Origin of the sequence: Streptomyces sp. NBC_00316, assembly GCF_036158715.1 — a bacterium.
Lineage (GTDB): Bacteria > Actinomycetota > Actinomycetes > Streptomycetales > Streptomycetaceae > Streptomyces.
The window spans coordinates 1442356-1464603 of the sequence record NZ_CP108023.1; the positions used below are offsets into that span (position 1 = coordinate 1442356).

The window sequence follows — 22248 nt, forward strand, 5'->3', positions numbered from 1 at the left end:
GCCAAGCTCGACAGGCTCCGCGAGATACCTCTCCGTACACCGGCGCGCCCTTTGCAGTCTGAACACATAACGGTACGTAATCGGACTTCATGCAGACGGGCTTGGCGGGCGCCTTACTCGCGCTTTAACCTACGCTCTCGTAACCTACGAGGCCGTAGGTAAATCTCCCGTCCCCAGGAGCCCCCGTGACGATCACTTCTCCCCACCTCGGCAGTTCACAGGCGTGGACCGACGCCCAGCTGCTGTACGCCCTGGAAGAGGTGGTGGAGAAGGAGCTCAACCGCCATCTCAAGGTCGCCAAGGACTGGATGCCCCACGAGTACGTCCCCTTCTCCGACGGCCGGAACTTCCCCGGCATCTTCGAGGACGGCGAGGCCTGGCAGGCCGACCAGTCGAAGGTCACCGACATCGGCAGGATCGCACTGGTCGTGAACCTGCTGACCGAGGACAACCTTCCGAGCTACCACCACGAGATCGCCTCCCTCTTCGGCCGTGACGGTGCCTGGGGCACCTGGGTGCACCGCTGGACCGCCGAGGAGGGCCGGCACGGCATCGTGATGCGCGACTACCTGCTCACCTCGCGCGCGGTCGACCCGGACAAGCTGGAGCAGTTCCGGATGGCGCACATGGCGGAGGGCTTCGAGTCCGACAACCGCCACTCGATGCTGCACTCGGTGGCGTACGTCGCCTTCCAGGAGCTCGCGACCCGCGTCTCGCACCGCAACACCGGTCACCAGTCGGGCGACCCGGTCTGCGACCGGATGCTGGCGCGCATCGCCACCGACGAGAACCTGCACATGGTCTTCTACCGCAACCTGCTCGGCGCGGCCTTCGAGCTCGCCCCGGACCTGACGATGCAGGCCGTGCGCGATGTCGTGGTCAACTTCCGGATGCCCGGCCACGGCATGCCCGGCTTCGAGCGCGCGGCCGCGCAGATGGCGATCGGCGAGATCTACAACATGCGGATCCACCACGACGACGTGATCCAGCCCGTGCTGCGCTACCTCAAGGTCCTGGACATCGACGGGCTCGGCCCGGACGGCCTGAAGGCGCAGGAGGAGCTGGGGCTGTACATGGGCGGCCTGGACAGCGAGGCAGCCAAGTTCGACGAGAAGCTGGCCGCGCGCAAGGCACGGATGGCGGCCCGCGCGAACGCCTGACCCACCCTTCCCCGCAGTTCCCGACGGCCCACGAGCCCGCTCACTCGTGGGCCGTCACCCGTGCGTCCTCACGCATCATTTCGGCCGCCCGCTCCGCGACGGCCACGGTGGGCGCGTGGGTGTGGCCGCGGGTGATGCGTGGCATCACCGAGGCGTCGACCACCCGCAGGCCCGCCACGCCGCGCACCCGCAGCCGGGTGTCGGTCACCGACTCCGGGTCCTCGCCCATCCGGCAGGTGCCGACCGGATGGTAGAGCGTCTCGGCGCCGGCCCGGATCGCCTCGGCGAGGCGCGCGTCGTCGACCGGGCCGGGGTACGGGCCCATCGGACCCGACGTGTGCACGGCCAGGGGCGCGGCGGCGAACAGGGTCTCGGCACGGCGGACTCCGGCGATCATGCGCCGCAGGTCCGCGTCGGCGGTCAGATAGCCGGGGTCGATGCGGAGCCCCGAGCCGCTGCCGGAGGCGTCGGGGTCCAGGGTGATCCGTCCGGAGCTCTCGGGTTGGAGCAGGACCACGCCGATGGTGATGCCGTGTTCGGTGGGCGGGGTCAGGCCGTGGTCGATGAACGGGGCCGGCGCGAAGATCAACTCCAGGTCGGGGGCGGCGAGTTCCGGGGTGGACCGGATGAACGCGACGGCTTCGGCGAGGTTCGAGGTGAGCGGTCCGCGCCGCGCCAGCAGGAAACGGCCGACATTGGCGAGGCTGTCGGCTCCGGTCATGGTCACCGGCTGCGGACAGTGCACGGTCACGGCGAAGGAGAGGTGGTCCTGGAGGTGGCGGCCCACGTCCGGGGAAACGACCCGTACGTCGATGCCGGCCCGGGTCAGCTGGTCGGGGTCGCCGATGCCGGAGCGCAGGAGCAGCTGCGGTGATCCGATGGCTCCGGCGCTGAGTACGACCTCGCGGCGGGCTCGGAGCGTGGCCGCACCGGGGCCTCGTCCGGTGACGACTCCGGTCACGCGCGTGGAGTCGTCGTCGAAGGCCAGGCCGTGGATGCGCGTGCCGGTGAGGATGTCGAGGTTGGCCCGGCGACGGGCGGGCCCGAGGTAGCCGTCGGCGGCGCTCCAGCGGCGGCCCCGGCGGATGCTGACCGGGGTGGCGGCACAGCCGCTGTGGTCGGGGGCGTTCAGCTCGGGGAGGAACGGCAGACCGTCCAGTGAGCAGGCGTCGAGGAAGGCCGCCGTCAGCGCGCTGGGGGCGCGGGGCGGCGAGATGAAGAGGGGCCCCTCGGTGCCGTACACCGTGCCGCCGCCCGTCGGGCCCGTCCACCGCTCCGCACGGCGGAAGTACGGGACGAGCGCCTCGTGCGACCAGTCCGGCCCGGCGGACTCGGCCCATGTGTCGTAGTCGTCGCGGTGGCCGCGCACCCACATCATGGCGTTGATCGACGAGCATCCGCCGAGGGTGTGGCCTCGGGGCCAGTACAGCTCGCGGCCGCCGAGGGCCGGCTGCTTCACCGTACTGAAGTCCCAGTCGTACGCCGTCTTGAAGAGCTTCGGGAAGGCGGCCGGGATCCGGATCTCCGGCTTTCGGTCACGCCCGCCCGACTCGACGAGCGCGACCCGGACGGTGGGGTCCTCGGAGAGCCGCGCGGCCAGCACACAGCCGGCCGATCCCGCCCCGACGACGATGTAGTCGTACTCGCTCAACTCGGCTCCTCCTGGGGCTGTGGACTCAGGATCGCGCAGGTCCGAATTGTGGCACGTACAGGGGGATTTCAGCCCCGGTTGCGCTCAACTCTGCGCAGCCGCTCCCGCTCCTTCTCCGACAGTCCGCCCCAGACGCCGAACCGCTCGTCGTTGTCGAGGGCGTACTCCAGACACGCCACCCGGCCCTCGCAGGCATTGCACAGCTGCTTCGCCTCGCGCGTGGAACTGCCGGGGGCAGGAAAGAAGAACTCGGGTCCCGCTTGCGCGCAGAGCGCAGTCTCCTGCCAGGCGAGTGCGGGGTCGGTCACGGTGTTGATCAGCATGGCGCACACAGTGCCGGGTCGCGATAAACGACTGATCAACGATGCATCAATGCGGGGACGTTCAGCCTCAGGCCGGTCTGCGGGAGCCCAAGGACACGGACCGGTCGGATGAGGCCGCCGCGCGCAGAGCGTCGCCGTCCCCCCTTCTCCGGGATCGCAGGAGTTCCAGGATCTCGTCGAGGGTGGCGATCGAGGGCACGTGCGTGCCGGGAGCCCCGTCCCGGCACGCACGGCCCTCGCAACTGCGCCCCCACGCCGCGCCGGCGCGGCTACTGGGGCGTTCCCAGCAGGTGCGGCAACACCCGGCGCGGCCTGCTGTACCCGTTCCGACGCGGTCCGCCCGCCCCCCGAGCGGCCGTCGCTGTCATCGGCCCATGGCACGATATGTCTCACTCGGGCAGAGGTCGGGCAAGGCGGCAGCAGGGCTGCGCGGACAGAGGATCGTACGTACATGAAAGAGGCCGGGGAGACGGGGACCGGGGCTCCGACGGGGAAGGCCGCCCGGGAGCTGCTCGCGCAGGCCGGGCAACTGCTCGGCTCGGCGCGTGCGGTGCTGGCCGATCACACCCGCGCCGTCGACGCCGTACACGCCGTCCTCACCCCCGTCCTCGACTCGCTGATCCGCCGCGAGCTGGCTGCCATCCCGGTCTCCCGGCTCAAGGACGTCACCGAGGGCAGGTTGCGCATCGGCGCGGTCGAGCAGGCCGGTTACACCACGGTCGGCCAGGTCCACGAGGCCAACCGGTACGAGCTCCGTCAGATCCCCGGTGTCGGTGCGCAGACCGCCGACCAGGCGCTCGCCGCCGCGGGCCAGATCGCCCACGCGGTGCGGGACACGGTCGCCGTCCGGATCGACGTGGAGGCACCGGACGAGTCCGCCACCGCCCTGATCACGGCCCTGCACCGGCTGGTCGAGGCAGGCCCGGACGTGCGGCGGGCGGTGGACGCGGCACGGCGGCTTGTCAGCGGGCTGGAGCCGCTGCTGGCGGAGGCCGCACCGGCGCGCGGGCGGTTGCGCATGGTGTTCACCGGGCGGCAGGCCCGCGCTACGGCGCTCGCCGCCGTCGCCTCCGTGCGTGCCGTCGTAGCAGAGGCGACGGAGCGCGGACATCCGCTGCTGTTCGGGCAGGTGTCGGTCGATCTGCTGCGGGCCCCGGAGTCGGACCTCGCGGCCTGGGTCGACTTCGAGCTGCGCTCCGCCGAGTACTACAGCCTGCTCGCCGAGATGTCGGGCACCCGCCCCGACCGTGACGCCGCCGAGGGGTTCCTCCCGGCCAGGATCGCGGACCGGGTGCGGGGCCTGCGGCTCGACGACGCGCACCTTCGGGTCTCGCTGCGCGGCTACCAGTCGTTCGGCGCCCGTTTCGCACTGGCGCAGAAGCGGGTGATCCTCGGCGACGAGATGGGGCTCGGCAAGACCGTGCAGGCCATTGCCGCGCTCGCCCACCTCGCGGCGCGGGGCGAGACGCACTTCCTGGTGGTGTGTCCGGCGAGCGTACTGATCAACTGGACGCGGGAGGTCCGGTCCCGCTCCACGCTGCGGGTCCTGCCGGTGCACGGCCCCGAGCGGCAGGAGGCGTTCGCCGAGTGGCACGAGCGCGGCGGGGTCGCCCTCACCACGTTCGACGCGCTGCACACCCTGCCGGCCGCCCGGGACGGCGGGAAGCGGCCCGGCATGCTGGTCGTCGACGAGGCCCACTACGTCAAGAACCCGGCCACCCGCCGTTCGCGCGCAGTGTCCGGCTGGGCGGGGCGCACGGACCGGGTGCTCTTCCTGACGGGTACGCCGATGGAGAACCGGGTCGAGGAGTTCCGCAGCCTCGTCCGCCACCTCCAGCCCGAACTGGCCCCGTCGATCACCACCACCCACGGTGTCGCCGGGTCGCACGCGTTCCGCAGGGCCGTCGCGCCCGCCTATCTGCGCCGCAACCAGGAGGACGTGCTGACCGAACTCCCGGCGCTGGTACAGGTCGACGAGTGGGAGGAGTTCAGCGCGGCCGACCTCGACGTCTACCGCGAGGCGGTGGCCGCCGGGCAGTTCATGCGGATGCGCCGGGCCGCGTACGCCCGCCCCGAATCGTCGGCGAAGCTGAACCGGCTGCGCGAACTGGTCACGGAGGCGGCCGGCAGCGGGCTCAAGGTCGTGGTCTTCTCGTACTTCCGCGAGGTGCTCGCGACGGTCCGGGCGTCCCTGGGCGAGGGCGTGTTCGGTCCGGTCGCCGGAAGTGTTCCGGCCGCCCGGCGGCAGGAACTGATCGACGAGTTCAGTGCGGTCGACGGCCATGCGGTGCTGCTGAGCCAGATCCAGGCCGGGGGCGTCGGCCTGAACATGCAGGCCGCGTCCGTCGTCATCCTCTGCGAGCCGCAGATCAAGCCGACGATGGAGCACCAGGCCGTCGCCCGTGCCCATCGGATGGGGCAGATACGCACGGTCCAGGTGCACCGGCTGCTCGCGACGGACAGCGTCGACCAGCGGCTGCTGGACATCCTGGCCCGCAAGGAGCGGCTGTTCGACGCGTACGCACGGCGCAGCGACGTCGCCGAGACGACGCCGGACGCCGTGGACGTGTCGGAGGGGAGCCTGGCCCGGCAGATCGTCGAGGAGGAACAGCTGCGCCTCACGACGGGCGCGACGGAAGGCTGACCCTCAGGATGTCGCAGCCTTCGGCGGGTCCGCCTTCATGTCGTGCATGTCATGCCCGTCGTGCGGATCGTAGCCCGGGACCGTGCCGTCCGGCTTGGCGACCAGCAGCAGCCCGGCCATGCCCATGTCGGAGTGACTCTGCACATGGCAGTGGTACATCCAGGCGCCCGCGCCCACGTGTTCGCCCGCGATGACCTGGAAGCCGAACGAGTCCGCCGGGCCGACGATCTTCGTGTCGATGACCCGGCAGGGGTCGTCGGGGCCGGCGAGCAGGCCCGTGCGGTTGTCGGCCCAGCGGTGACCGTGCACATGGAACGTGTGGTAGTACTCGCCATGCGTGATCATGACGACTTCGAGCCGGTCTCCCACCGTGGCCTCGAAGTTGGGGCTCTCGGCCGCCGGCTTGTTGTTGATCGTCATGTCGTTGAAGACGATGGTGATCGTCTTGTCCGGCAGGATGTCGCCCTTGCGCCGGACGATCACCGGACCGTACAGCCCCTTGCGGATGCCGCCCGAGCCGTGGTCCGTCCCGACGACATGGTCGTGGTAGTGCCAGTAGCCCGCACTGCCCGGCTGCCAGGTGCCGTCCTTCCTGCGGCCCGGCGCGTGGGTGCGCCAGGTGTACGTCCGGGTGCCGCCCGGTTCGACGATGCTGTTGTTCATCCGGGTGCCGTCGCTCGCGATGTCGTAGTCGACGCCGTGCGCATGGAGGCTTGCGGCCACGTCCATGGTGTTCTCGAACTCGATGTGCAGGGTGTCGCCCTCGTTGAGTTCGATGAGCGGTCCCGGGACCGTCGCCTTGCCCTTCTCGAAGCCGTACCCCATCCGGCCGTCCGCCAACTTCTCCGCATACAGCTTCAGATGGCGCACCACCCCGCCTGCCGGAGCGGTCCTCGGCGAGGGCTCCGCCGAGCTGGCTTCGATCGTTCCGAGCGACAACGATGTCACTCCGGTCGCCGCCGCGACCCCGCCGCCCACCAGGAATCGGCGGTTGAAGCTCCTGCGATCCATGTCGAACTCCCCACTGTCAGACGGGTGTTGCGGAGTCTCTCTGAGGCCGTCGGGACCCAGGTGACCCCCGGGACGGGCCATACCGTAGCCCGGGGACCTTTGTTTATCCACACTAAGGACAAAGTTCGCGCCATTGCCGCCATAGCTATTGGCGAGTCGCGAAAAGAGGTCTAGCTTCGTCCGCTGTTGCAGTGACCACAGGCTATTCCCGTGACCACAGAGGAGTGGGTGACCACGTGCAGCGCACACCACACAATCGGTCCAGATCACGAAGCGGGCTCGCGGCGGCCGTGGCGGCCGGCGCACTGACCGTCTCCTTACTCGGCCAGAACGCCGCCGGCGCCAGGCCCCAGCAGGTGGACTCCGAGGCGATGGCGACAACGTTGTCGCTCCCCTCGCCGCCCGGCGGCGCCAACGTGAAGGTGCTGGTCTTCCACGCTTCGGCGAGCGACGAGTCGCCGACCGTCGACGCCGGAATCGCGGCGATCGAGAAGATCGGGCTCACCGGCCCGGAGGCCGGGCGGTTCAAAACCGTCGCCACCGACGATCCGGCCGTCTTCACCAACGGCAGGCAACTCGGCAAGTACAACGCCGTCGTCTTCCTGACCGGCGGCGGTGACGTCCTCGACCCGGAGCAGGAGGCGGGTCTGGAGGCGTACATGGAGGCCGGCGGCGGCTTCCTCGGCATCCACGACGCGGCTCGCACCGAACCGTACTCGGACTGGTTCACCGGCCTGGTCGGCGCCCGCCCGGCAGCGGACAGTCCGACCGCCGTACAGAGGGCGACGGTTGAAATCGGCGACCGGCAGCACCCGGCCACCAAGAACCTGCCGCTGGAGTGGAAGCGCCCCGACACGTGGCTGAACTGGACGAAGAACCCGTCCGGCGATGTGCACACCGTCGCGCGCGTCCGAGAGATCACCTACAAGCCGGGGGCGAGCGCCAACGGCTGGGACCACCCGGTGTCCTGGTGCCGCGACTACGACGGCGGCCGGTCCTTCTACACCGCGATGGGCGGTACGGTCGACAGCTTCGCCGAGACGGACTTCCGCGACCATCTGCGCGGCGCACTCGCCTGGACGACCCGGATCTCGCAGGCCGACTGCAAGGCGACGATCACCTCCAACTACAAGGCGGAGCGCGTCACCCAGCCCAACCAGCCCGGCCGGAACGACCAGATCGGTGAGCCGCACGGACTGGTCGTCGCGCCCGATGGACGGGCGCTGTACATCGGGCGCGGTGGCGCCGACAGCAGCAAGCCGGTGGTCACCGACTGGAACGACCCGAACGTCGGCAAGGGCTTGGGGCAGATCCATGTCTACGACCCGAAGACCAAGAAGGTCACCCTCGCCGGAGAGCTGGCGGTGTTCGGGAACAAGGGCGGCGGTGACGAGCTGGTCAAGGTCGAGGAGGGCCTGCTCGGGATCGAGCTGGACCCGGACTTCGAGACCAACGGCTGGGTGTATCTGCACTACACGCCCCACTCGAAGATCGACCGCGACAAACAGATGGCGGTCCGTCAGGTCTCCCGCTTCACCATGGATCTGACCACGAACAAGCTGGATCTCTCGTCCGAGAAGGTGCTGCTGCACTGGCCGGTCCAGATCCACAGCTGCTGCCACGCGGGCGGCGGGATGGCCTGGGACTCCAAGGGCAACCTGTACATAGCGACCGGTGACAACAACTCCTCCGGTTTCAGCGACGGTTACTCCGGCAACAACCCGGCGCCGAACTACAAGGGCGTGTCGTTCGCCGACGCCCGGCGCACCGCGGGCAACACGAACAACCTCAACGGGAAGATCCTGCGGATCCACCCCGAGGACGACGGCACGTACACACTGCCCGAGGGCAATCTCTTCACCGGCAAGGAGCCGGACGAGGGCGGCGGCAAGACCCGCGGCGAGATCTATGTGATGGGTGTACGCAACCCGGCCCGGATCTCCGTCGACAAGACCACCGACACCCTGTACGCGGGCTGGGTCGGCCCCGACGCGGGCGCGCCGAGCACCACGTGGGGTCCGGCGAAGTACGACACGTTCGCCGCGATCACCAAGGCGGGCAACCACGGCTGGCCGTACTGCATGGGCAACAAGCAGCCGTACCGGGACCGCAATCTGCCGGACCCGAGCAAGCCGCTCGGCTGGTACGACTGCGACCATCCCAGGAACGAGTCGCCGAACAACGACGGTCTGGTGAATCTGCCGCCGATCACGTCCAACACCATCTGGTACTCGCCGCAGGGCGGTGGCGTGGACTACCCGCGTGACGCCAACGGAATCCCGAGTTACAAGGTGGAGGAGCAGAAGCAGCTGCTGCCGTGGCTCAAGGGCGGCGGCCAGGCCACGATGAACGGGCCGGTGTACCGGTACGACGCGGCGAGCACCAGCGCCGACAAGTGGCCCTCGTACTGGGACGGAAAGTGGTTCGTCGGTGACTTCTACGACGACACGCAGCCGCGGCACGCCGTGCTCACCGACCCGAAGACGGTCGGTAAGGGCGGCATGCCGACCCACGCCGAGTCCCTGAAGAAGATCATCCCGGTCGGGGCGGACGGCATCCGCAACCTGATGGACTGGAAGTTCGCCCCGGACGGCTCGCTGTACGTCCTGGACTACGGGCGCGGCTTCTTCACCTCCGACTCCAAGTCCGCGCTGTGGCGTGTGACGTACAAGGGCGGCGGGCCGACCCCGGCCGCCGCGGATCTGGCCAGGAAGGCGGCAGTGCAGTGAGACACCGTTCGCTCCTCACTCAACCCCGTTACCGGCCCGTCCTGTTGTGGCTCGCGCTGCTGGGTTCGTTCCTGATGATGCTGGGACTGACCTCGACGGCCGCCTACGGCCGGGACGCCGACCGGGAGACAACGGCGGCCGATCAGGTCCTCACCTGGACCGCGGGCGACTCCATCGACCACTATCTGTCCGCTCCGACGACCGCGGTGGCCGGCAAGGCGACCATCGTCTTCGAGAACAGTGCGGCGACCGGCAACACAACGAGCATGCCGCACACTCTGACGTTCAGCGTCTCGGACCCGGAGTTCAACAACGACGTAGCGCTGAACATTCTGGCCAACCCGGGCGACGACCAGGGCGGCAGGCACACCGTCGAGGTCACGCTGACGCCCGGCCGGTACTTCTACCACTGCACCATGCCGGGGCACCAGGCGATGCAGGGCATTCTCACCGTCACCGAGGGCGGCGGCGGTGAGGACACCGCTGCGCCCGAGACGTCGGCGAAGGTCGACGGCGACAGGAACGCCGACGGCGCATACATCGGCCAGGCGACGGTCACCGTCGCCGTGACCGACGACAGTTCGGGCGTCGACACCGTCGAGTACGCGGTCGGGGCGGACGGCGCGTGGCAGCCGTACACCACTGCGGTCGTGGTGACCGAGGTCGGCACGCACACCATCCGCTACCGGGCCACCGACAAGGCCGGGAACACGGCCGCCGAGAAGTCCGTCGACTTCACCGTCGTCGCGCCGCCCACGGACGACACGACGGCGCCGGAGACCTCAGCGACCGTCTCCGGCGAGAAGGACGACCAGGGCGCGTACCTGGGCATGGCCACGGTCACCGTGACCGCGTCCGACACCGGGTCCGGCGTCAACACCATCGAGTACGCGGTCGGGGCCGACGGCGCCTGGCAGCCGTACACCGCACCGGTGATGGTCCACGAGGTGGGGACGCACACGGTCCGCTACCGGGCCACCGACAAGGCGGGCAACGCGGCCGCCGAGAATTCCGTCGACTTCACCGTCGTCGCGCCGCCGTCGCAGGACAAGACCCCGCCGGAGACGACAGCGAAGGTCGAGGGCGACAAGAATTCGGACAACGCCTATCTGACCAGCGCCAAGGTGACGGTGACGGCCACCGACGCCGAGTCGGGTGTGGACCGGATCGAGTACTCACTCGACGGCGGCCCGTACCTCGCGTACACGGCCACGGTCATCGTCGACCGCGTCGGCTATCACACCGTCGCCCACCGGGCGACGGACAAGGCGGGCAACACCTCCCAGGCGAAGCAGGTGTCGTTCACCATCGCGGAGAGCGGGGGCGTGCCCGCGCCGAACTGCCCGGAGTTCGACGAGCGGCTGACCGTCATCGTCGGCACGGTCGACACCGGCGTTCCCAACCGGATCACCGGCAACCGCTGCACGATCAATGAGCTGATCGAGGACGAGAAGGACTGGTCGTCGCACGCGCTGTTCCTCAAGCACGTCGACAAGGTCCTCGACAAGCTGCTCGCCGACGGGGTGATCGATGCCCGCGAGCACAAGAAGATCTACCGGGCGGCCAAGCAGTCGGGGATCGGCAATCCGGGCCAGGACGAGGGGTACAAGAAGCTCTTCGACGGCACGGCGGCGTCGTTCGCCAAGTGGCAGCAGGTCGGCGGTGGCAGGTTCGGGCTCAACGCGGACGGCTCGATCACCAGCTCCACGACCGTGGACGGCATGGGGATGCTCTGGTTCCCGGGACGGCAGTACGGCGACTTCTCGCTCAAGCTCCAGTGGCGCGACGACGCCCCCGGCACGGGCAACGCCAATGGAGGTGTCTTCGTCCGCTTCCCGAACGTCCACGACAACCCGGAGGAGTCCCGCCCGGAGTGGGTCGCCATCAAATACGGCCATGAGGTGCAGATCCTCGACAAGCCGGACGGCGACATGTACAAGACGGGTTCGATCTACGGATTCGACCGGATCGGTCTGGCCGGCGCCGGGGTCACGCCCAAGGGCACCTGGAACGACTACGAGATCCGGGTGGTGGACCAGCACTACTCGATCTACCGCAACGGTGTCCTGCTGAACGAGTTCGACAACAACCGCGGACAGGTCTTCGAACCGCCGCGGGGCGACGACCCGGGCACCGACGGCCGGCGTTACTCGTCCGGCTACATCGGACTCCAGGTCCACAGCACCTCGGATGTGATCTCGTACCGCGACATCCGGATCAAGGAGCTGTAACCGCTCAGGGAGATGTCAGGTGGCCGCGGCCGCATGCTCAGGCATGTGGTCGCGGCCTTCCGGGTGCCGGTGGCACCACAGCAGGAACACGGTGCAGGAGACCAGCGACCATCCGGCGAGCACCAGGTACGGAAAGACCCGCTGGTGACCGTGGTAGTAGACGGCAGCGTGCTGGGCGTTGACCGAGGCGCCCGGGGGGAGCCAGCGGCCGATGAAGCCGAGAACCGACGGCAGCAGCGGCCAGGACACCGCACCGCCTGAGGACGGGTTGCCCAGCAGCACCATCAGTCCCCAGGTGGGAATCATCGCCCAGCGCCCCATCAGGGCGTTGAACATGGTGAAGACCATGCCGGTGGTGAACATGGTGAAGGAGAGGATCATCCACGACTGGAGGAACGGCAGCTTGACGGAGCTGAGCAGCCAGTCCACCACGGCGGTGATCGCGAACCCGCCGAGCAGGGCGTAGGCGGCGGTGAACGCCATACGGTCCAGGGGCGGCAGCGCCTTGGCGTGCACACTCAGCTGGATGGCGCCGAGGAATCCGATGATCACCGCGGCGAGCGAGATGTAGAAGAGGGCGAGGCCACGCGGGTCGCCCCGCTGCAGCGGCTTCACGTCCGTGACCTTGACCTGTACATGGGCCGCTTCCCCCACTTTCAGGGTGGATTCGGCAAGCAGCTGGGCGACCGAGGCCCCGGACGCACTCGCGATGTCCAGACCGACCCCGCCGTTCTCGGACCGCAGGATGGCGAAGACCTTCTGCTCCTCCAGTGCGGTGCGGGCTTCGGCTTCGGTGGCGTACTCATGGAGTACCAGCGAGGTGTCGAGCACGTCCTCCAGGCGGCCGAGGAAGAGCTTGGCCCGCGCGGTGTCGAGGTCGCCGACCGCGGCGGCCGGGATGTTGCGCGGGGTCGGGTTGGCCATCGCGTACGTGTAGGAGCCGGCGAAGAGCCCGGCGGCGGCCGCGATGATGAACATGAGTACGACGGCAGGCAGATACGGGGACGCCTTGAACGCCGCCCATCGGTCACCGCGGGCCGGAGGCCGGGCGTGTTCCCCGTGCGGGGTGACGGGCTCCAGGTCGGGCGCGCTCATTCCTCCCCGTCCACGTCGTGCCGGGCGCGGCTCGGCTGGACCCGTTTCGGTTCGCCGGGCATCTTCGGGTACTCCGGCGGGTACGGCATGTCGCCGAGCCCGCGCTCCTGCTCGTCGCGGTCCGCCAGTTCCAGCAGACCGTCGAGCCGGAACGCGTGGTCGTCCATGTCGGCGTGCACGTCACCCACCTCCGCGTAGCGTTTCGGCATGGTCCTGATGTCGAAGTCGCGCGGTTCGGCGTCGTCGATCTCGTCCCAGCGCAGGGGTGCGGAGACCGGGGCGTGCGGGCTGGGCCGTACGGAGTAGGCAGAGGCGATCGTCCGGTCGCGGGCGGTCTGGTTGAAGTCGACGAAGATGCGTTCGCCGCGCTCCTCCTTCCACCAGGCGGTGGTCACCCGGTCCGGCATGCGGCGTTCCAGTTCGCGTCCGGCGGCGATGGCGGCGCGGCGGACCTCGGTGAACGTCCAGTGGGGTTCGATCGGTACGAAGACATGGATGCCACGGCCGCCGGAGGTCTTGGGCCAGCCGCGCAGCCCGTGGTCGTCGAGGACGGCCCGCAGCTCGTGGGCGGCGGTGACCGCGTCCGCGTACTCCGTGCCGGGCTGCGGATCGAGGTCGATGCGCAGCTCGTCGGGGTGGTCGGTGTCGGCGCTCCGTACCGGCCAGGGGTGGAAGGTGAGCGTCCCGAGGTTGGCCGCCCACAGGACGGCGGCGAGTTCGGTGGGGCAGATCTCGTCGGCGGGCCGGCCGCTGGGAAAGGTGATCCGGGCGGTGGGGATCCAGTCGGGAAGGTTCTTCGGGGCGCGCTTCTGGTAGAAGAAGTCGCCGTCGACGCCGTCCACGAAGCGCTGGAGGGTGGTCGGCCTGTCGCGCAGGGCGCGGGTGATCCCGCCGCCCACGGAGAGGAAGTACTCGGCGACGTCCCTCTTCGTGTAGCCCTTCTCCGGGAAGTACACCTTGTCCGGGCTGGACAGCCGCACCGCCCGCCCGCCCGCATCCAGTTCCACCGCTGTTCCTGCTGCGCCCATGGGGTCACGCTAGGCCGGGCTCACATATGCCGCACATCGGGAGACTCATCGAGATATCCGGGTAAGAATCGCTGCATGGATCTGCCGGTGATGCCGCCCGTGAAGCCGATGCTCGCCAAGTCCGTGTCCAGGATCCCGCCCGGGATGCAGTACGAGGCCAAATGGGACGGCTTCCGGGCGATCGTGCACCGCGACGGCGACGAGGTGGTGATCGGCAGCCGCACCGGCAAGCCGCTCACCCGCTACTTCCCCGAGCTGGTCACGGCAGTTCGGGAGAATCTGCCGCCGCGCTGTGTGATCGACGGGGAGATCGTCGTCGCGCACGACGGGCGACTGGACTTCGACCGGCTCAGCGAGCGCATCCACCCGGCCGATTCACGGGTGCGTCTGCTGGCCGAACAGACCCCGGCCAGCCTGGTCGCCTTCGACATCCTCGCGGTGGGCGACGACTCCCTGCTGAGCACCCGGCAGGCGGACCGGCGCGCGGTGCTGGAGGCGGCGTTGTCCGGTGCCTCGGCCCCCGTCCATCTCGCCCCCGCGACCACCGACCCGGTCGTCGCCCAGGAGTGGTTCGAACGGTACGAGGGGGCCGGGCTCGACGGTGTCGTCGCCAAACCGCTCGATCTGCCGTACCGCCCGGACGTCCGCGTCATGTACAAGATCAAGCACGAGCGGACCGCCGACTGTGTGGTGGCGGGCTACCGCTACCACAAGAGCGGCCCGATCGTCGGTTCGCTGCTGCTCGGCCTGTACGACTCCGGGGGCGTCCTGCAGCACGTCGGGGTGTGCGCCGCCTTCCCGATGAAGCGCCGCGAGGAGCTGGTGGCGGAGCTGGAGCCGCTGCGGACCGATTTCGCCGACCACCCGTGGGCGGCCTGGACGGACGCCACCGCGCACGAGAGCGCCCGGCTGCCCGGTACGCAGAGCCGCTGGTCCGGCAAGAAGGACCAGTCCTGGGTGGCGCTGCGTCCGGAGCGGGTGTGCGAGGTGGCGTACGACCACATGGAGGGCGACCGGTTCCGGCACACCGCCCAGTTCCGCCGGTGGCGGCCGGACCGCGCTCCCGGCGGCTGCACGTACGCACAGCTGGAAGAGGTGGTGCGGTACGACCTGGCCGAGGTGCTGTCAGCCCGCTGACGCCGACTCCGACGGCGTGGCGCAGGGGAGGTCTCCCGGGCTGGGGTCCGGCGACGGCGAGTCCGTGGCACCGGCCGTGTCGGCCGGGTCGGGCGGCGGGGTGTCCGTGGGGCAGCCGGGGTCCGTACCAGGGTCGGGTTCCGAGGTGCTGGGGTCGGGATCGGGGGTCGTCCCGGGATCGGGATCGGCCGAACCGCTCTCGGTCGGTTCGGGGCTGCCCGGGTCGGTGGAGGTGCTCGGGTCCGGCGAGGCGGAGCCCGTCGGTGAGATCTCCGGGTGCGGGGAGTCCGATGACGACGGAGTCGTCGCGCGGGTGGGCTGCGGACCGATGACGATGCCGTCGCTCGGGCTGCCGGGACCGCCCACCGGCTGCGTCGCCTCGTTCGGGCCGCCCGCACCGGGGCTCTTGGGGACCGGGCCCCGGCCGTCGGCCACCGGGTGCGTGCCCTTGCGGTAGAACTCCAGCCAGGAGAGCACCGTTCGCAGATAGGTGTCCGAATGGTTGTAGCTGAGGATCGCCCGGTCCAGATCGGCCTTCACGGACAGATTGCGCGGCCCGGCGCAGAGGTAGTACCCGGCGGCGAGGGCCGCGTCGTAGATGTTGCTCGGGTCGCGGCGTCCGTCTCCGTTGCCGTCTCTGCCCCAGTGCGCCCAGGTGGACGGGATGAACTGCATCGGGCCGACTGCCCGGTCGTAGGTCGCGTCCCCGTCGTACGCACCGCCGTCGGTGTCCGGGATGTTCGCGAAACCCGCGCCGTTGAGCACGGGTCCGAGGATCGGGGTGAGGGTCGTGCCCTGGGCGTCGACCCGGCCGCCGCCCGCCTGCCCGGACTCGACCTTGCCGATCGCCGCGAGCAACTGCCAGGGCAGACGGCAGCCGGGGTCGGTGCGGCCGAGTAAGCTCTCCGCCTTGCGGTAGGCGGCGAGGACCGTCGCGGGGATGCCCGCCTCGGACCACGAACGGGCCATGGCAGGGCTCGACTTGACGCCCGGCTGCGGCGGCACGGCCGTCTTCAGGGGCGGGAGTTCGGTGTGGTACGAGTCGTCGTTGGGCACCTCGGTCCACTTGACCTCGTCCAACGCCTGGCGCGGGTCGGGTCGGTGAGGGCCGGTGATCCCGGGTGCCTGGGACGCGGTGAGCGCGGCCATCGCGGCGACGGCGGCCGCCGTGCCGCCGAGTCCGCGGCGCATGGTGCCGTTGAACCTCATGCGTGCTCCCCTCTCCTCCGAGTCACTGGGTGAACGTGTCGATGGCGGAGATCCGCCAGGTGCCGCCGCGGCGTACGGCGTCCACGGCGAACATGGCCGCGGCGTAGGTCGTCTCCCCCGATGCACCGGTACGGGTGTTGCTCTGGTCGGCGAAGATCAGCAGCCGGGCGCGGTCACCGTCGAGGAACTGGACGCCGCTCCCGGTGACCGTGGTGGTGAGCACGAGCTTCTGCTTCGGGGCCTGCGCCCGCACCTGCGCGAGCATCTCCCGGTGCTGCTGCACGGCCTTGCCGGTGAGGTATGTCCTCGCCGCCTGCTCGGACTTGGTGGTCGCGGCGTAGTTGTACGAGAACACGGCGTCGACCGCCTCGGTGATCTGGCCCTTCACCTCACTGGTCCGGCTGATGTCGGTGAGAGCGGTGTTGCTTCGGCCGGCGTCACCGTTCAGCGCGTCCGCGGCGGTGAACGACCATGCGGCGAAGCCACCGAGGAGCACGGTGACCGCGCACAGCACGGCGGGCAGCCGGATCGTGACGCGGGGCCGTCTCCTGCGTGGCGGTTCCGGCTCCGGCGCCGCCGCCTCGTCCGCCGGCCCGGATCCGGCCGGCGTCGGCGCGGCTTCGGGATCGCGGGCGTCCTTGCCCTGCTTGCCGATGCTGCGCGGCGGCGCGGTGGTGCGCTCCACTGCGGCCACGGACGCCAACCGGCGTCGCCGGTTGACGAGGTGACGGGTCGTCGACATGTCCGGAGTCCTCTCGGTGATCGGATGGATCCAGTGGGCCCAGGGGCACCCGGTGCCCGTTCAGCCGGCCGTGCTGCCGACCGGGGCCTGGCCGAGGGCGCTCAGCTTCCACCCCGCCGACGTGCGGGTGAGCTGCCCGAGCAGCCGGCTCTCCTTCACGGCGGGCCTGCCCTTCGGCGCCGCCACGGTGATCCGCAGCGCCACCATCACCGATGCCTTGCCGGCACGGTCGTCGAGTTCGGTGACCGCGCCGGACAGCACCTCGGCGGTGCTGACGGTCTGCGCTTCCTTGATCTGTCTCTCGAACGCGCCCCGGCCGTCGACGAGTTGCTGATGCAGATCGCCGGTCGTCGACTCCTCCCAGCTGTCCAGGCCCTTGGCCAGGTCCCGATGGTCGAGCGTGTTCATGTTCTGCACGGCCTGCTCACCGGCGGCCAGTGCGTCGTCGCGGGTGTGCGCATACGCCGCGGAGTCGTCGTGCGCGGCCGCGTACCAGGACCAACCGCCCCAGCCCGCACCACCGGCCGCCGCGACCGCGAGCACCAGGCCCGCTACCACCAGCGGATTCTTCGTCGTCCGTACCCGTGCCATTGCTGCCTCTCCCTGCCTATCTGGAGGTGATGCCGACGATCTGCCAGTGCCCGCCGTGCAGTTCGGCCGTGACGGACAGCTGGGCTCCTGCCGTGGTGGCCTCCTTGCCCTGCCGCTCGTAGACCTGGTCGAGGAAGACCAGCAGATGCGCGCCGGTGCCGGACAGCCGGATGACCCCGGTGCGTACGACATGGGTGGTGAGGGTCAGCTTCTGGTCCGCGGACTGCTTCTCGACCTGCCCGAACAGGGCCGCGTACTGCTGCAGCGCCTTCCCGCCGAGAAGTTGTTTCGCCGACGCCTTGGTGGCCTCGGTGCCTCCCGGGCTGTACGAGAAGACCTTGGTGAGCGCGCTGCTCACATCACCGGCGACCCGGGCGGTCGCGGCGGTGTCGGTCAGCGCCAGGTTGTCGGTGGCCGGGGTGTCGCGCAGCTGCCGGCCCCGGACGAAGAGCCCCGTGCCTGCCACGAGGAGCGCAACGACGAGAACTGCTGCGGCGAGGGGCCGCCGGCGGCGGGCGGACCGGGCCTCCCGAGGCTCCTTCTCCACACGGCCGTCGGCCGGCTCGGCCACCGGCTCGACGGTCTCATCGACGTCCTGGCCGGTGCTCACCATGTCCGTCCTCCCCCACGCCTCATGCCGCACCCACCGGTATCGCGGTGAGTGCTTTGACCTTCCAGCCCTCGGCGGTCCGGGCGAGCGTGGCCTCGAAGCGTTTGCGCTGCGTGCCGGCCTTTCCGGTGCGCTCGGTGATCTTGATGTCGACGGTCGCGATCAGTTCCGCCGTACCGGTCCGTTCGTCGAGCGCGGTGAGCGCCGCGTCGGTGACGGTGCCGCGCGCCGTGCTGCCGGACTTCTTCAGCGCGCTCGCGTCCTTGGCGCGGGTGCGTGCCAGCTGGTCGTGCAGCGGACCGGTTGAGGCGTCGAGCCACTGCTGCAGCCCCGCGTCCACACGGGTCGCGTCCGTGCCGTCCAGGCTGTTCAGCCGGGCGAGTTGGTGCTTGCCCGCGGCGAGTGCGGCGTCGCGGCTCTTCGCGTACGCGAGGGTGTCGTCGTCGCGCGCCTGTACGTACGACCAGCCGCCGAGCACGCAGGTCAGCGCGGCGGCGAGCACGGCCGCCCACCCGCCGAGGCCCCTGGTCCGGGTGTTCATCCGCCGCTCCCCAGTCCGAGCAGTCCGGCCATGCCGGTCGTGGTGGGCGCGGGGTCCGCACCGAGCCCGAGCGCGCCGGGGAGCTGTCCCCCCGCATCGCTTCCGAGGAGCAGTGAGCCGGGTCGGGCGGGTTCGGGTACGGCTCCGCCCCTCGGCGCGTTCGCGCTGCCGCGGACGTTGATGCCGGTGCCGGGCGACGACGTGCAACGGGCCTTGGTGTTGGTCGCCGGCGCCTTCGACGTGTCGAGTCCGTTGCGGTAGGTCGTACCGCCGTATCCGGCGGTGCAGGGCAACGGCTCGAAGAAGGTGACCGACATGCCGAACCGGGCACCTTCCTCGTCCACCGCGCTCGCTCCCGCCGCGGCCACCGCCGGGAGTTTCACCAGGAGTTCTTCGAGGCCGCGCTGCCGGGTGACGGCAACCTCGGAGGTGGTCAGCAGGTTCGCCACCACGACGCCGAAGCCGGGGTCGAGATCACGCAGCAGGCCGCTGATCTGCTCGGTCGCGTCGGGGGCGGCGGAGATCAGCTTCCGCAGGTCGGTGTCGGAGCCCTTCAGCCGGGCCGCGAGTTCCCTGGCTCCGGAGGCGAAGCCCTTCAGTGCCTCGCCCTGTTCCGCCTGGGTGCGCAGCACGGTCTCGCCGTCGACCATCAGCCGGGTGTTGGTGGGCAGGGCGTCGTCCGCCGCCCGGACGAAGTCGCTCCCGGTGTCCAGCAGGACCTGGAGGTCGTCGCCACGCCCGCTGAACGCGGTGCCGAACTCGTCGACCACGGTCCGCAGCGACTCGAGGTCGACGGAGCCGGCGAGGTCGTTCACGCTGGTGAGGACGTTCGTGACCGGGGCCGGGACGGTGGTGTCGACCTGGTCGATGACCGAACCGTTCGCGAGGTACGGCCCGTCCGCCCGGGTCGGGCGCAGGTCTACGTACTGTTCCCCGACCGCGGAGAGGCTGGCGACGACGGCCTTCAGGTCGTCCGGGATGGGCGGTGCCGAGTTGTCGATCCGCAGTTCTGCCTCGACTCCGTCGTCGGTGAGTCCGATGGGTCCGACCCGGCCGACGGACACGCCCCGGTAGGTGACGTTCGCGTGCGTGTAGAGGCCGCCGGTCCGCGGGAGCTGAATCTTGACGGTGTAGTAGTCGCGCATGCCCACGTAGTGGCCGAGGTCGGCGTACCGGACGCCGAGATAGCCGAGTACCAGCACGGCGATGACGAGGAAGGCGATGTTCTTCAGCCGGACGGCGAGCGTGATCATCGCTGGGTCCCCTCCGTTCCCGAGGCGGTCACCGGGGGCAGCGGCAGCGGCAGCGCCGAGTTCGCGCCCGTGGTGCCCGCCGCGTCCGCGTCCGGGCCGAGAGGGGGAATGATCACCGTGCCGGGCACGGCCGTCATGTCCAGGTAGACGTTGAGGTAGTCGCCCTTGACACCGCGCAGCACCTCGTCCGTGAACGGATAGGTCATCAGCACCTGGAGGGAGTCCGGCAGGTCGTTGCCGGAGTCGGCGAGCGCCTTGAGGGTCGGGGCGATGGCCTTCAGGTCGGCGATGGTGTCCGCCTTGCTCTTGTCGATGGTGTCGACGGCTACCGTGGAGAGGGTGTCGAGGGCGCGCAGCATGGTGAGCAGCGAGCCGCGCTGTTTCTCCAGGACCTTCATGCCGGGACTGAGTCCGGTGAGGACCTTGCCGACGTCCTCCTTGCGGGTGGCGAGTGTCGCGGAGAGACGGTTGACGCCGTCGAGGGCCTCGGTGATGTCCTTCTTGTGGTCGTCGAGGTCCGTGACGAGCGTGTCGACGCTGCTCAGCATGGAGCGGATCTGCGGCTCCTGTCCGGCCAGCGCCTTGTCGAGTTCGGTGGTGATGGTCTTGAGCTGGCTGATGCCACCGCCGTTGAGAAGCATCGACAGGGCGCCGAAGACTTCCTCGACCTCCGGGTTCCGGTTGGTCCGGGTGAGCGGGATCCTGGCGCCGTCGGCGAGGGTGCCCTCGGCGGCGCCGGTGGGGGGCGGGGAGAGCTGGATGTACTTCTCGCCGAGGAGACTGGACTGTTCCAGGTGTGCGTAGGCGTTCGCAGGCAGTTTGATCTTTCCGTTGACGCGCATGGTGACCTTTGCGTTCCAGCTGCCCGGAGTGAGGGAGATCTTGGTGACCCGGCCCACCGCGACGTCGTTGACCTTCACCGAGGACTGCGGTGCGAGGCTGAGTACGTCGGCGAATTCGGCGGTGACCTCGTACGGATCGTCACCGAGGTCGGCGCCTCCGGGCAGCGGTAGTTGCTCGATCCCGGTGAAGGCCGGCAGGTCGGTGGTGGTGGCGACCAGGGCGAGCCCGACGCCGACGGCGAGCAGGGCGGCGAGGCCGGTGGTCGCGCGCGCTCCGGGTCTGCGCAGGGCACGGTTCATGGGGTCGCTCCCTTCTGCGTGTCGGTGGCCGCCCGGCCGCTGGTCCCCTTGTCCCCGGCCCTGTTGCCGTCCTCGGGTGTGCCGTAGACCGTGCCCACGGCGGGCAGCGGGAGTGCGGGCAGTGCCTTCTGCCGTTCGGCGTCCACCGGGGTGAGCCCGTCGAGGCCGGCGGCCGATGCGATGAGCGGCCCGCCCATGCTGAGTTCGTTGAGGTCGGTGCGGCCGTTGAGCGTGCGGTTCGCCGGGTCGTACGCGTTCAGGACATTTCCGGCGGCGAGCGGCAAGGTGTCGAGGGACTCGGCGAGCGAGGCCCGTTGGTCGACGAGGGTCTGGGTGAGCGGAACCAGGATGTCCACGTTCTTCTTCAGTGCGTCGCGGTTGTCCTTGATGAACGTCTTGACCTGGGCGAGCGCGGTGCCGAGTTCCTTGAGTGCGGCGCCGAGGTTCTCCTTGTCGTCGGCGAGGAATCCGGTCACCGAGTTGAGCTGTTGTTCGGCGGCACGGACGTTGCCGTCGTTGTCCTTCAGCATCGTGGTGAAGGTCTGCAGGTAGGACAGCGTGTCGAAAAGGTCGCCGCTGCTCCTGTCGAGGGTCTTGGTGGCCTTGCCGAACTGTTCGACGGAGTCCCCGATGGCCTTTCCGTTGCCGTCGAGGTTCTTCGCCCCGGTGTCGAGGAGTCCGGCGAGCGCGCCGTCCGCGTTGGCCCCGTCCGGGCCGAGCGCGCCGGCGAGTTCGGTGATCGACTCGTAGAGCTGGTCGACCTCCACCGGTGTGGCGTTGTGCGCGGCGGGCAGCTCGGCGCCGTCGGCCAGGACCGCTCCCCCGTCGTACGCGGGCGCGAGCTGGATGTACCGGTCGGCGACGAGGCTGGGGGCGACGACCACGGCGTAGGCGTCCTGAGGGATCTTGATGCCGCGGTCGAGCCGGAGGACGACCTCGACCTCCTCACCGCGTGGCTTGACCGATTGGACGGTGCCGACCTTCACTCCGAGGATCCGCAGGTCGGATCCGGCGTAGACGCCGGTGGCCCGGTCGAAGTACGCGGTGACGGTCGTCGTCCCCTCGTCGTCGAGGGCCATCACCCCGGTGGTGGCCGCGACGGCCACCACGGCGAGTCCGGCGCAGATGCCGACGATGCGTGCACGTCTCAT

18 protein-coding genes are annotated in these 22248 nt (G+C 69.9%); 5 read left to right on the top strand and 13 right to left on the bottom strand.

What is annotated here, in order from left to right:
- The first annotated feature begins 185 nt into the window (after positions 1 to 185).
- Complete coding sequence (locus tag OG878_RS06485; RefSeq protein WP_277330037.1) at positions 186 to 1160, top strand: acyl-ACP desaturase; 975 nt, start codon at positions 186 to 188, stop codon at positions 1158 to 1160.
- A gap of 40 nt (positions 1161 to 1200) precedes the next feature.
- Here the strand turns inward: OG878_RS06485 and OG878_RS06490 are convergent, their stop codons facing one another.
- Together OG878_RS06490 and OG878_RS06495 are read right to left on the bottom strand one after the other, a co-directional pair.
- Positions 1201 to 2811, bottom strand: coding sequence for a GMC family oxidoreductase (locus OG878_RS06490; RefSeq protein WP_328885882.1), 1611 nt, complete (start codon positions 2809 to 2811; stop codon positions 1201 to 1203).
- A 68-nt stretch (positions 2812 to 2879) separates the two neighbouring features.
- Complete coding sequence (locus OG878_RS06495; RefSeq protein ID WP_277330039.1) at positions 2880 to 3134, bottom strand: WhiB family transcriptional regulator; 255 nt, start codon at positions 3132 to 3134, stop codon at positions 2880 to 2882.
- A gap of 451 nt (positions 3135 to 3585) precedes the next feature.
- Here OG878_RS06495 and OG878_RS06500 point away from each other — a divergent pair, with 451 nt between their 5' ends.
- Positions 3586 to 5778 carry a DEAD/DEAH box helicase gene (locus OG878_RS06500; protein WP_328885883.1) on the top strand — a complete coding sequence of 731 codons (2193 nt, stop codon included), beginning with the start codon at positions 3586 to 3588 and terminating at the stop codon, positions 5776 to 5778.
- A 3-nt stretch (positions 5779 to 5781) separates the two neighbouring features.
- On the opposite strand, the gene OG878_RS06505 is transcribed toward OG878_RS06500, so the two are convergent.
- On the bottom strand, positions 5782 to 6789 hold the full coding sequence (locus tag OG878_RS06505) for a multicopper oxidase domain-containing protein (protein WP_328885884.1): 1008 nt from the start codon (positions 6787 to 6789) through the stop codon (positions 5782 to 5784).
- Between the two features lie 290 nt (positions 6790 to 7079).
- Here OG878_RS06505 and OG878_RS06510 point away from each other — a divergent pair, with 290 nt between their 5' ends.
- Positions 7080 to 9518: a ThuA domain-containing protein gene (locus tag OG878_RS06510; RefSeq protein ID WP_328891148.1), complete on the top strand. Its 2439-nt coding sequence runs from the start codon at positions 7080 to 7082 to the stop codon at positions 9516 to 9518.
- The gene (locus OG878_RS06515; RefSeq protein WP_328885885.1) at positions 9515 to 11749 is read left to right on the top strand and encodes an OmpL47-type beta-barrel domain-containing protein; all 2235 of its coding nucleotides are present in this window, start codon (positions 9515 to 9517) and stop codon (positions 11747 to 11749) included. The genes OG878_RS06510 and OG878_RS06515 overlap by 4 nt, the downstream gene beginning before the upstream one ends.
- 15 nt (positions 11750 to 11764) lie before the next feature.
- Here the strand turns inward: OG878_RS06515 and OG878_RS06520 are convergent, their stop codons facing one another.
- Positions 11765 to 12844 (bottom strand): ABC transporter permease, encoded by a 1080-nt coding sequence (locus OG878_RS06520; RefSeq protein ID WP_328885886.1) that lies wholly within the window; start codon positions 12842 to 12844, stop codon positions 11765 to 11767.
- Positions 12841 to 13851, bottom strand: coding sequence for a non-homologous end-joining DNA ligase (ligD, locus tag OG878_RS06525; RefSeq protein WP_328891149.1), 1011 nt, complete (start codon positions 13849 to 13851; stop codon positions 12841 to 12843). Before ligD ends, OG878_RS06520 begins: the two co-directional genes overlap by 4 nt.
- A 96-nt stretch (positions 13852 to 13947) precedes the next feature.
- Here ligD and OG878_RS06530 point away from each other — a divergent pair, with 96 nt between their 5' ends.
- On the top strand, positions 13948 to 15009 hold the full coding sequence (locus OG878_RS06530) for an ATP-dependent DNA ligase (RefSeq protein ID WP_328885887.1): 1062 nt from the start codon (positions 13948 to 13950) through the stop codon (positions 15007 to 15009).
- Here OG878_RS06530 and OG878_RS06535 read toward each other — a convergent pair.
- The 8 genes from OG878_RS06535 to OG878_RS06570 are packed head-to-tail and all read right to left on the bottom strand — an operon-like array spanning position 14998 to position 22248.
- Complete coding sequence (locus OG878_RS06535) at positions 14998 to 16218, bottom strand: lytic transglycosylase domain-containing protein (protein ID WP_328885888.1); 1221 nt, start codon at positions 16216 to 16218, stop codon at positions 14998 to 15000. The two genes, OG878_RS06530 and OG878_RS06535, sit on opposite strands and share 12 nt — an antisense overlap.
- 22 nt (positions 16219 to 16240) lie before the next feature.
- Complete coding sequence (locus OG878_RS06540) at positions 16241 to 16960, bottom strand: hypothetical protein (RefSeq protein ID WP_328885889.1); 720 nt, start codon at positions 16958 to 16960, stop codon at positions 16241 to 16243.
- Between the two features lie 60 nt (positions 16961 to 17020).
- A complete protein-coding gene (locus OG878_RS06545; RefSeq protein ID WP_328885890.1) occupies positions 17021 to 17551 on the bottom strand; it encodes a hypothetical protein in 531 nt (176 codons plus the stop codon).
- Between the two features lie 16 nt (positions 17552 to 17567).
- Entirely contained in the window at positions 17568 to 18164 is a 597-nt protein-coding gene (locus OG878_RS06550; protein WP_328885891.1) for a hypothetical protein, read from the bottom strand.
- A gap of 19 nt (positions 18165 to 18183) precedes the next feature.
- Complete coding sequence (locus OG878_RS06555; protein ID WP_328885892.1) at positions 18184 to 18702, bottom strand: hypothetical protein; 519 nt, start codon at positions 18700 to 18702, stop codon at positions 18184 to 18186.
- Positions 18699 to 19955 carry an MlaD family protein gene (locus OG878_RS06560; protein WP_328885893.1) on the bottom strand — a complete coding sequence of 419 codons (1257 nt, stop codon included), beginning with the start codon at positions 19953 to 19955 and terminating at the stop codon, positions 18699 to 18701. The genes OG878_RS06555 and OG878_RS06560 overlap by 4 nt, the downstream gene beginning before the upstream one ends.
- Positions 19952 to 21097: an MCE family protein gene (locus OG878_RS06565; RefSeq protein ID WP_328885894.1), complete on the bottom strand. Its 1146-nt coding sequence runs from the start codon at positions 21095 to 21097 to the stop codon at positions 19952 to 19954. Before OG878_RS06565 ends, OG878_RS06560 begins: the two co-directional genes overlap by 4 nt.
- The gene (locus OG878_RS06570; protein WP_328885895.1) at positions 21094 to 22248 is read right to left on the bottom strand and encodes an MCE family protein; all 1155 of its coding nucleotides are present in this window, start codon (positions 22246 to 22248) and stop codon (positions 21094 to 21096) included. Before OG878_RS06570 ends, OG878_RS06565 begins: the two co-directional genes overlap by 4 nt.